The 10,217-nt window shown below is 40.2% G+C and carries 9 protein-coding genes and 1 other RNA gene; 7 read left to right on the top strand and 3 right to left on the bottom strand.

Annotated elements, in window-relative coordinates; genetic code table 11:
* Window positions 1-113: 113 nt before the first annotated feature.
* Window positions 114-2,471 carry a transglycosylase domain-containing protein gene (locus FC81_RS05615; RefSeq protein ID WP_157054722.1) on the bottom strand — a complete coding sequence of 786 codons (2,358 nt, stop codon included), beginning with the start codon at window positions 2,469-2,471 and terminating at the stop codon, window positions 114-116.
* A gap of 26 nt (window positions 2,472-2,497) precedes the next feature.
* On the bottom strand, window positions 2,498-3,112 hold the full coding sequence (recU, locus tag FC81_RS05610; protein ID WP_057744053.1) for a Holliday junction resolvase RecU: 615 nt from the start codon (window positions 3,110-3,112) through the stop codon (window positions 2,498-2,500).
* A gap of 295 nt (window positions 3,113-3,407) precedes the next feature.
* Between recU and FC81_RS05605 the strand changes: the two genes are divergently transcribed.
* The 4 genes from FC81_RS05605 (at window position 3,408) to FC81_RS05595 (ending at window position 6,036) form a co-directional block, all read left to right on the top strand.
* Complete coding sequence (locus FC81_RS05605) at window positions 3,408-3,971, top strand: SLOG family protein (RefSeq protein ID WP_057744051.1); 564 nt, start codon at window positions 3,408-3,410, stop codon at window positions 3,969-3,971.
* Window positions 3,972-4,039: 68 nt separating this feature from the next.
* Window positions 4,040-4,381 carry a cell division regulator GpsB gene (gene gpsB / locus FC81_RS05600; RefSeq protein ID WP_057744048.1) on the top strand — a complete coding sequence of 114 codons (342 nt, stop codon included), beginning with the start codon at window positions 4,040-4,042 and terminating at the stop codon, window positions 4,379-4,381.
* Window positions 4,382-4,402: 21 nt separating this feature from the next.
* An RNA gene (gene rnpB / locus FC81_RS10735) (RNase P RNA component class B) lies at window positions 4,403-4,775 on the top strand.
* A gap of 124 nt (window positions 4,776-4,899) precedes the next feature.
* The gene (locus tag FC81_RS05595) at window positions 4,900-6,036 is read left to right on the top strand and encodes a THUMP domain-containing class I SAM-dependent RNA methyltransferase (protein WP_057744045.1); all 1,137 of its coding nucleotides are present in this window, start codon (window positions 4,900-4,902) and stop codon (window positions 6,034-6,036) included.
* Between the two features lie 83 nt (window positions 6,037-6,119).
* Here the strand turns inward: FC81_RS05595 and FC81_RS05590 are convergent, their stop codons facing one another.
* On the bottom strand, window positions 6,120-6,515 hold the full coding sequence (locus tag FC81_RS05590; protein ID WP_057744041.1) for a ribonuclease HI family protein: 396 nt from the start codon (window positions 6,513-6,515) through the stop codon (window positions 6,120-6,122).
* A gap of 31 nt (window positions 6,516-6,546) precedes the next feature.
* Between FC81_RS05590 and FC81_RS05585 the strand changes: the two genes are divergently transcribed.
* The 3 genes from FC81_RS05585 to FC81_RS05575 all read left to right on the top strand — a co-directional run bounded on the left by FC81_RS05585 (window position 6,547) and on the right by FC81_RS05575 (window position 10,217).
* Entirely contained in the window at window positions 6,547-6,927 is a 381-nt protein-coding gene (locus FC81_RS05585; protein WP_057744038.1) for an EbsA family protein, read from the top strand.
* Window positions 6,928-7,072: 145 nt separating this feature from the next.
* On the top strand, window positions 7,073-8,731 hold the full coding sequence (locus FC81_RS05580) for a formate--tetrahydrofolate ligase (protein ID WP_057744037.1): 1,659 nt from the start codon (window positions 7,073-7,075) through the stop codon (window positions 8,729-8,731).
* A 445-nt stretch (window positions 8,732-9,176) separates the two neighbouring features.
* Window positions 9,177-10,217: an Atu2307/SP_0267 family LLM class monooxygenase gene (locus tag FC81_RS05575; RefSeq protein ID WP_057744034.1), complete on the top strand. Its 1,041-nt coding sequence runs from the start codon at window positions 9,177-9,179 to the stop codon at window positions 10,215-10,217.

Here is a 10,217-nt window from a genome sequence, read left to right as displayed (position 1 = left end):
CAAAGTAATTAGAACTTTTATAAGTGGATTCACCAACAACAGTTGACGAAGAGCCCCAAAATTTAACTTTTGGCACAGCTCCCTTTTTGAGCTATTAAGATAATAATATTTTATTACTGTCCATTATTATTATTGGTATTGTTATCATTAGCAGGTTTATTCTCCGAAGATTGTGGCTTGCTCGAAGTTGATGATGACTGCTGTTCAGCACTTGACGACGATGACACTGATGATGAAGGTTCAGATGATGATGACGACGACGATGATGACGAACTAGAACTACTACTTGACGACGATGAACTGCTGTCTTCACTTGATGATGAACTATTGTCCGACGAACTATCACTAAAGACAGACGAACTTAAAATAATGGAACTGATGTTATCTGAAGAAGATTTGGAGCTCTTTTTCGACGATGAACTATCAGTAGGCACTGATTCTGGTGAACCGGCAAGGTATAATTCGTGAACTCCGTTAACCGTCTTGATCATAACATTGCTTGGACGTTCCCAATCAGTATTAGTTTTACCCTGGGAAATATCTTCCATCGCGTATTTATAGAAGTATGAAGCGATTCGAGATGATGACGCGTCAAGATAATTATTAGCTTCATAAGGATGGTCGTAACCGACCCAGACAGAAACAGAATAATGTTTGGTATAGCCATTAAACCAGGAATCCATATCAGCGGAGCTTGGAAACTTGGCTGCGATATCAGATGGGTAACTATTAGTACCGGTTTTACCGGCTTGATAAAGCCCACTGATGTTAGCATAACGACCTGTTCCTGAACTATTAGTGATAACATCTTTCAACATATCCGTTATCATATAGGCTGTTGATGACTGCATAACCTGCTTACCGCTATTCGAATAATTCTTGATCTCGCCATCGTTTGTTTCAATGCTATTAATATAACTTGGCTTATAGTAAGTTCCACCATTAGCAAATGCAGCGTAAGCCGCAGCATTTTGAAGTGTTGAAGAGGGTAAGCCAATTCCGTTTTGAAACTCAAGTGTTTTAGGATAATTAAAGCCGAGTTTACTAATAAAGTTTTGGGCTTTGGTAATTCCAACAGCTTCAAGTGCACGAATGGCTGGAATATTTCGTGACTGAATAATCGCATTACGCATGGTCATTGAACCTTTATAGCTGCGATCAAAATCATAGAGTGAAATATTAGAACCAGGGTAAACGTAAGAGGTATCTTTTATGTGATGATATGTTGCCCAGCTGAGATATTCAATGGCTGGACCGTAATCCATTAAAGGTTTTGCGGTGGAACCATTTGTTCGATCTGTCTGAACAGCGCGGTTCAAACCATAGGTAACATCGCCTGTCTTACGCCCGCCCAGCATAGCAACGACCTTCCCATTATTGGGATTGACAACTGTTGATGCTATTTGCAATTTATCATCAGGATAACTGATCTCACTGTTAGAGTTGGCTAAATTATAAAGGTTAGTCTGTGTCTCCATGTCAAGGTTAGTATAGATCTTCAGTGAATCCTTATATGGATCGTACCCTTTGCTTTTAGCCTCGCTGAGAACTTCTTTAATATATGCATCAGCGATTTTGGCTTTCTGGGAGGTCTGTTGACTTTGATGAGCCGTAACTAAGCCATTCTTGATGTCTTCATTCTTAGCTTGTGTTTCTTGTGCAGAAGAGATCTTTTTGTTAGCAACCATTGCTGCGAGGACTTCGTTCCGTCGCTGAATAGCAAGTTGCGGGTTAGAATAAGGATTATAATCTGAAGGTGCGTTAGGGATCCCGGCAATCATTGCAGTCTGTGCCAGAGTTAGTTTATTCAAAGGTTTCCCATAATAGTAATGCGCGGCTGTCTGCATCCCAAAGGTACCGTAACCCATAAAGACTTTATTGATATAGAAGTTAAGTATCTGATCTTTGCTGTAATTATTGTCTAATTTAAGCGCCAACCAAGCTTCTTGAGCCTTACGCTTAAAGGTTTGATCAGAGCGCTTGGTTGAATAAAAGGATAGTTTGATGAGCTGCTGATCTAAAGTACTACCACCTTGTAGCCCTTCAGAAGGACTTTTAATGTTAGAAAGGGCAGCACCAATAATACGAACAGGATCGACTCCATGGTGCTTGTAAAAACGACGATCTTCAATCGAAACGATCGCATCTTTAAGTTGTTGTGGGACATCTTGACTTTCAACATGCAACCGATTTTGTGTACCTAATGATGTGATTTTCTTATCATTGGCATCATAGATAATAGTTGAACCAGCACTGGCTAATTTAGCATCAGTCAACGTTGGAGCGTTCTTAGCGTAAATGAAAAAAGCTGCTGCACCGGCAGCAATGGCAATCTCCAAGCAAAGAATCAAGGTAATTAGTAAACGTTTGAAAAATCTTTTGACTTTGCCTTCTGCTGGTTGAACCGGGCGGCGCTTTTTTATTTTCTTTTTTTGCGCAACACGTGAATATTTAGGATCTTGATTACTCATGATTTTCTCCTTTTGCAGAACAAATATTATTTATTGATCAGCTTGTCAACGTAGTCGAGATACGGGATAAGCGGTTGGACGTGATAATTGATTGCGTAACCGTGTTTGACGATAACTTTCTTTTCAATTGATTTGCGTCCATTAGCTTGATTATCCCAGTAGTCAAACAAAATAGCTGCTGGCAATAAAAAAAGCTGTTGTGTAGCTGAAAATTTAATGATAGTAAAACAAATTCCGCCTTGCCTTACGCACGCTTTCATGTGTTTAACTTGATGTTCATGAAAGTTGCTGAGAGGAAAGGAAGTTTTATTTTTAGTTTCTTTTGCCTCAAAGTCAAGATAATGTCCCTTGTAAACACCATTATAGTCAGTTGTTGATGACTGTTTAAAGTAAGCCTCTTTAATTACAGCGGCACTTCTTTTAGGGTAGCTTACTTGGACAATTTGAATCGGGACAGGCTTTTTATGGATGACTGCAATTTCTTTTTGCAGGTAGTAAATATTACTTTGATTCAGCTCATCTTCCAGTGACATTCCCCGGTTTCCAAAAATAACATTCGGGTGTTCACGCTTTGTTTTCAGATGTGAACTATTGGCTGCCGGTTGATGATATGTTTGACCATTCGGATAATGGATGACCATACTTGCATCACACTCCCATTCGACTTATTATACCAACAACGAAGAAACTTGGCAAAGAACCTCTAAGGACTGAAGCTTACAGAAATAGCAAGGATCATAGGCTTCTTGAAAAGCAGCTATAATTTAAAAACTTTTTTAAGAATACTATAGGTAACATTAAAAGAGCTTAAAGAAGCTCCAATTAGGAAGTATCGAAGATGACAGGGATTGGGGCACACTGACGTGAGTCTTAGCTGTTAGGCTTCTAACGGTGGAAGAGTAGTGGAGTTTTGAAACTGAGTGAGGGGGAACAAAGATGCGCTTATGGGTCACAGGTTATCGAAGCTATGAATTAAATGTTTTTAAAAAAGAAGATCCTAAAGTTGAAGTTTTAAAGAATATTTTGCATGAACTGTTGGTGCAGAAATTAGCAGATGGGCTTGAATGGGTTATTACCGGAGGTCAGTTAGGTGTAGAACAATGGACTATTGAAGTTGTTTTACAGATGCAAGAAGAATATCCAGAACTAAAAGTGGCGATGATTCTTCCCTACGATAATTTTGCCCAAAAGTGGCGGGAGGATAAGCAAGCAACTTTTAATTTACTGAAAACAAAGGTGGACTTTTCTGCAAATGTCAGTGCTAAACCTTATGAAACACCGCGGCAATTGAAAGCCTGGCAACAGTTTATGTTACAGCACACTGATCAGTTAGCTCTGATTTATGACCCGGAATTTGAGGGAAAAACAAAATATGATTATAATATGGCAAAAAAATATCAAGAAAAGCAAACTTATCCAATTGATTTGATCGATATGGATCAATTACAAACGAGTGCAAATGATTATTTGGAAAGAAAAAGTGAAAATGATTTGCATTAAAAAGGATATTTGATATAATGAGTAAGGTTATTAAGTAAGATGCGAAGTAGGATATGAGGTGCATTTCTGTGGAGAAGATAAATTTTACGCCAAAAGACATTGTTAATAAGCATTTTAAACCAAAGATGCGTGGCTATGATCCAGCAGATGTGGATGAATTCCTTGATGATGTTATTAAGGATTATGAAACGTATTCTAAAGAAACACAGCGTTTAGAGATGGAAAACGATCGTTTAGTCAGTAAGGTTGACGAGCTGACTAAGCAGCTCGCGGTTGGTAAAAGTGGTCAGACTGCACGTCCTAGTGCCAGTGTTACCAATATGGATATCTTAAAACGTTTATCCAATCTTGAACGTCATGTTTTCGGAGCACAATTAAATGATGATATGAATCAAGATAGTCGTTTCTAACGGCTAGTTAACTTTAATGTAGGTTTCTGGTAATCGCGGTTTGCCATTAGGCAGGCTGAGGAAAGTCCAAGCTTGCACAGACTGAGATGTCTGTAGTGATCGTGCTTGCTGAAAAAATAAGGCAAGGTATCCTGATAAGGATAACGGCAGATAAAAGGACTAAGGCTCTGCTATGTCTGAGTAGTCTTGAAAGTGCCACAGTGACGAAGCAACATTGGAAACGGTGTTGGTGGAACGCGGTAAACCCCACGAGCAGGTAACCCAAACTTTGGTAGGGGCGCTTCATGACGGAAATGAACAAATCATGGGGGCGAATCTTATAGATTCGGAGATAGATGATTACCACCGATTTTGACTCCTGGGTCGAATGACGTACGGAACGTGGCTTATAGAGGCCTACATAGATCAGGAGGAGGTTAGGACAAAACATCGTTTTGGCCTAGCCTCTTTTTTAGCTATAAATATAAAAATGCGGGGGAAGTATTACCCGCAAATAAGTGTGAAAGAATGGATCGAAAATGAAGAAATTTAATTTAATAGCAACGGCAGCAGCTGGAATTGAAAGTTTAGTTGGAAATGAACTGCGGCATCTTGGTTACGACGATGTCAAAGTTGAAAATAGTCGTGTACGCTATCAAGGAACAGTTGAAGATATTATCAAAACTAATTTATGGTTGCGGACGGCTGATCGGGTTAAGATTATTGTTGCTGAGTTTAATGCGACTACATTTGATGCACTATTTGAACAGACTAAAGCTGTGCCTTGGGATGAGTATCTGTCATTAGATGCAGCTTTCCCGGTTGCGGGTAAGTCGCAGAAATCAGAATTGCATAGTGTTCCAGATGTCCAGTCGATTGTTAAGAAAGCAATTGTTGATAAGATGAGTGCAATTTATCATCGACGGACGCGCTTGGCTGAAACTGGTGCTGTTTTCCCACTAGAGGTTGCCATCAATAAAAATCATGTACTTTTGACTTTAGACACGACAGGTTCAAGTCTTTTTAAGCGCGGTTATCGGATTGAAAAGGGACCAGCACCACTGAAGGAAAATATGGCTGCGGCCTTAGTGTTATTAGCTCATTGGTACCCGGAGAAGCCTTTTGTGGATCCTGTGTGTGGTTCGGGAACAATTCCGATTGAAGCTGCAATGATTGGCCATAAGATTGCTCCAGGTTTTAACCGCGAATTTGTTTGTGAAAGCTGGGAGTGGGTCCCTAAGAGTGTCTCGCAAAATGTGCGGGCTGAAGCTGAAGCTGAAGCCGATTATGACATTGAACTTGATATTGCTGGATATGATATCAACGAAAAGATGATTGATATTGCTAAGTTGAATGCCCAAGAAGTTGGACTACTGCATAGTATTCGTTTTAAACAGATGGCCTTAAAAGATTTTAAAACAACTAAAGAGAATGGCGTAATTGTTGCAAACCCTCCTTATGGTGAACGCTTGAGCGATCAGAATGAAGTCCGCAATCTTTACCGGCAAATGGGCGAGGTTTACCGACCGTTAAAAACATGGAGTAAGTATATTCTAACAAGTGACCTTGAATTTGAAGCGCATTACAGACAGCGAGCAAGTAAACGACGTAAGTTATACAATGGTTCTATGCGAACAGATCTCTTTCAATATTGGGGTCAACGTCGAAAAGGCTAACTATGAACTAAGCGTATGATTTATAAGTTACATTTAAGCCTGCAAAGAACGAGGGCCACCCCAAATTTAGTATTATATAATAATTAAAGTGGATAGAATTGCCGCAGACCTTGTGCAGCAAGATTATGAGCTCCCTTATTTTGCTTCTCAGGGATCCAACGGTTGATAACAAGTCTGTATCTTTTTTGCAAGCTAACTAGTGCGGCAAGTTCTTGTGCGTATGATTTACTATAGTTTTTTTCGAGACTCGTAATTACGATTTTACTATCGCTATGGAAGAAAATCGTTTCTGAAGTTGCGTAGTATGTCAGAAGAGTTTCAAATCCCTTGATAGCTGCGTGGAATTCTGCGCGGTGGTTAGAAGATGGCGGTAGTTTAAAAGAGAGCTGCTGTTGTCCATCGGAGCTGACGATCAGCACACCGGCAGAACTTGGGCCAGGGTTACCTCTGGTTGCGGCATCTGTATATAGTTTAATCATCAAAAATCACATCCTTGGGAGGTAGAATGTCATGCCAAAAAAATTTTTTTATCAGCCTGACTTTTCAACGACCGTTATTTGCTGGTCATATACTTTTATCATACTACTTTTGGGATTTATTCTCTGGCTAGAGATTACTTTTTTTCAGGTTTGGACCTTATTGGCATTGGTAGTATTTACGATTGCCGCAGCTTTGCAACTTGGCTTACGCAGGGTTGAGGTAAAACAGCATGAGCTTATCTTGCATACTGTTATTCCACAGAATACGAAGAAACTCCAGCTAGAAGATATTAAAAAAGTTTCGAAGAAAAAAGGACGTCTGGTTGTTCAAACAAAATACCATAGTCACAGTCTTTTTATGCGAACTAAATCCAAACAAATTATTTACGATTTTTTAAAAAAAGCTAGTTAACGTTCGTATTTTGGCAGTGAAAAGCACTTTTTATACGGTGAAAATAGACAATTATCACTGAAATGATGACATTAATGGTTATGTAAGTTATACTGTTAGTATAAAATTGCTTTTATTGATTTTCCTAACAGGAGGGTAAAGAGTAGTGAAGGACATTGAAATTGCACAACAGAGTAAAATGGCAAAAATAACTGATATTGCAGCTAAAATTGGTTTAAATGCAGATGAGATCGAACAATATGGGACTTATAAAGCTAAAATCAAGTTACCAGTAGTACCTAAGGTTAAAACAAAAGGGAAGCTGATTTTGGTTACAGCAACTAACCCTACACCAGCCGGTGAGGGCAAATCAACAGTGACGGTTGGGCTAGGGGATGCCTTTAGTTTATTGAAAAAACGGGTTATGATCGCACTGCGTGAGCCATCTCTTGGACCAGTTATGGGTATGAAAGGTGGTGCAACTGGTGGTGGCTATTCGCAAGTTGTCCCAATGGAAGATATTAATTTACACTTTACAGGGGATATGCATGCTTTGACGACTGCTAATAATACGTTAGCTGCGCTTGTTGATAATCATATTTACCAGGGCAATAAGTTACATATCGATCAGCGGCGGGTTATTTGGAAACGTGTCTTGGATATTAATGACCGTGCACTGCGCCATGTGGTCATCGGTCTTGGTGGTGCGATGCAGGGCATCCCACGTGAAGATGGTTTTGATATCACTGTTGCGAGCGAACTGATGGCTATTCTTTGTCTTGCGGTCGATATTGCCGACTTGAAAAAAAGAATCGGCCAGATTGTAGTCGGTTATACAAGTACCAAAGTCCCGGTTACGGTTGACCAGCTGGGTGTTACAGGAGCGATCGCACTATTATTGAAGGATGCGATCAAGCCTAACCTTGTACAGACTCTAGCACATACACCCGCTATTATTCATGGCGGACCTTTTGCTAATATCGCGCATGGCTGCAATAGTGTTCTTGCAACACAAACAGCCTTAAAACTAGCTGATTATACTTTAACTGAGGCAGGTTTTGGCGCAGATCTGGGAGCAGAGAAGTTCATGGATATCAAAGCTCCCGTACTGGGAAAAACGCCTGATACGGTAGTGATCGTCGCAACGGTCCGTGCGCTTAAGATGCATGGTGGAGTGGCCAAAAAGGACCTTGCGGAAGAAAATATTCCTGCACTGCAGCAGGGATACATTAACCTTCAAAAACATATTGCAAATATGAAACGTTATAATGTACCGGTTGTTGTTGCGATTAATCAATTTACTTCAGATACCTTAGCTGAACTTACAACACTGCAGGAACTCTGCGCTAATGATAATACACCGGCTATTGTAGCGGATGTTTGGGGTAAGGGTGGCAATGGCGCGGTTGCATTGGCTGAAAAAGTCTTAGCCTCCTGTGAGCAGAAGACGGATTTTAAGCCGCTATATGTTGCTGATGATGCGTTGGAAACAAAAATCAATAAAATTGTTACGGAGATTTACGGTGGAGCCAAAGTTGAATATGGAATGAAGGCCAAACGACAGTTACGACGCTTTAAAGAGTTAGGGTGGGACCAGCTACCGGTTTGTATGGCTAAGACACAGTATTCACTTTCGGATAATCCTAAGCTACTAGGGGCACCGGCTGATTTTACGATCCATGTCCGTGAATTTGTTCCCAAGCTGGGAGCGCAGTTTATTGTAGCCTTAACAGGTAACGTACTGACGATGCCCGGCTTACCGAAGCAACCGGCTGCGAATGGAATGGAACTTAGTGATGACGGAACGATTTCAGGTTTATACTAGTGAGAGATTATTAATAACGAAAAGCGCAATTAGGTTAACTAAATATCATCATTAAATAATTTAAGACGGAACTGGGTCAAAAGCATTTTTGACGTAGCTCGGTCTTTTTTATGCAGTCTTTTAAAGTTAAAAAGAAGCTGAAAGTATGCTAGATTGAAGTAATAGGTAAGTTGATCATTGAGAATGATTAAAAAAACTGGTTAGGTTGAATAAAAGAGACTGTAACACTAGTTGGTGAAATTCTGTAGCTAAGACTATTTTCTAAATGTAATGTTTATTTTACTAACAACAGTTCGAATTTAGATGATAATATTAGCTTAGAGTATGTATATGGGATCAATAAGAGACTTGACGTTAATTTAATTTTTCTCCAGATTTAATAAAGTAATGATTTATGATATATTTTCTATAAAAATAATTTCTTTTGATAGAGGTGAGCTTGACTATGGATTCACGACAGATAATATTTGGGATAGATTCATTCGGGGATCTGCCCCAAAATGAAGATGGAAAATTGATGACACAGGCACAAGCCATTCGACAAGTCGTTACTGAGGGAATCTTGGCTGACAACTTGGGACTTGATGTGATCGCACTGGGTGAACATCATCGTTCTGAATATGCAATCTCAAGTCCTGAGACAGTCTTGGCGGGAATAGCAACGCAGACTAAGAAAATAACATTGGCATCTGGTGTAACCGTTCTTAGTTCAGATGATCCGGTCCGTGTCTATGAACGATTTGCAACACTTGATGCACTTTCTAACGGACGGGCAGAAGTCGTTTTAGGTCGTGGTTCATTTACAGAATCTTTCCCGCTATATGGTTATGATCTAAGTGACTACAACTTACTTTTTGAAGAAAAAATTGAACTTTTTACAAAACTGCTAACGGAAAAAGCTGTTACGTGGTCTGGAAAAACAAGGGCTGCTTTGACTGATGTTGAAGTTTATCCAAAAACAGAGCGAGGTAGACTAGCTGCACGAATCGCAGTTGGAGGTTCACCGGAGTCTGTTGTCCGGGCTGCCCGTTATGGGTTTCCAATTACGTTGGCGATTATTAGTGGATCACCCAAGCGTTTTGTATCTTACGTTGAGCTGTACCGCAAAGCAGCTCAAAAATTTGCGACGCAAGCTTTCCCAATCGGTATTCACTCCCATGGTGTGATTGCTGAAAGTGATGAGGAAGCGGTTGATCTAGCTTGGAAACACATTCGTAAAAGCTTTGTTCGTATTGGGAAAGAGCGTGGTTGGAGACCAATGGGGAAAGCTCAATTTGAAAAAGAGGTTAAGAACGGGTCAATTTATGCTGGAGCACCGGAGACGGTAGCCCAGCGATTGGCAGCAACAATTAAACAGCTTGATGCAGGCCGGTTTGAACTGGCATATGGAGCAGGTGAATTGCCGGTGCAAGCACGTCTTAAAACGATTGAATTATATGCAACTAAAGTAGTTCCGCGGGTCAAAGAGCTTTTAGCGAAGGAGTAA

The organism is Liquorilactobacillus capillatus DSM 19910, assembly GCF_001434915.1.
Classification (GTDB): domain Bacteria; phylum Bacillota; class Bacilli; order Lactobacillales; family Lactobacillaceae; genus Liquorilactobacillus; species Liquorilactobacillus capillatus.
The sequence above is the reverse complement of the archived record's forward strand: the minus strand, read 5'-3'. Positions and strand labels throughout refer to the sequence as shown.

Excerpts from the sequence above, each read along its gene's own strand:
- FC81_RS05615 (WP_157054722.1), bottom strand. The coding sequence starts at position 2,471 with ATGAGTAATCAAGATCCTAAATATTCACGTGTTGCGCAAAAAAAGAAA.
- recU (WP_057744053.1), bottom strand. The coding sequence starts at position 3,112 with ATGGTCATCCATTATCCGAATGGTCAAACATATCATCAACCGGCAGCC.
- FC81_RS05605 (WP_057744051.1), top strand. The coding sequence starts at position 3,408 with ATGCGCTTATGGGTCACAGGTTATCGAAGCTATGAATTAAATGTTTTT.
- FC81_RS05595 (WP_057744045.1), top strand. The coding sequence starts at position 4,900 with ATGAAGAAATTTAATTTAATAGCAACGGCAGCAGCTGGAATTGAAAGT.
- FC81_RS05590 (WP_057744041.1), bottom strand. The coding sequence starts at position 6,515 with ATGATTAAACTATATACAGATGCCGCAACCAGAGGTAACCCTGGCCCA.
- FC81_RS05585 (WP_057744038.1), top strand. The coding sequence starts at position 6,547 with ATGCCAAAAAAATTTTTTTATCAGCCTGACTTTTCAACGACCGTTATT.
- FC81_RS05575 (WP_057744034.1), top strand. The coding sequence starts at position 9,177 with ATGGATTCACGACAGATAATATTTGGGATAGATTCATTCGGGGATCTG.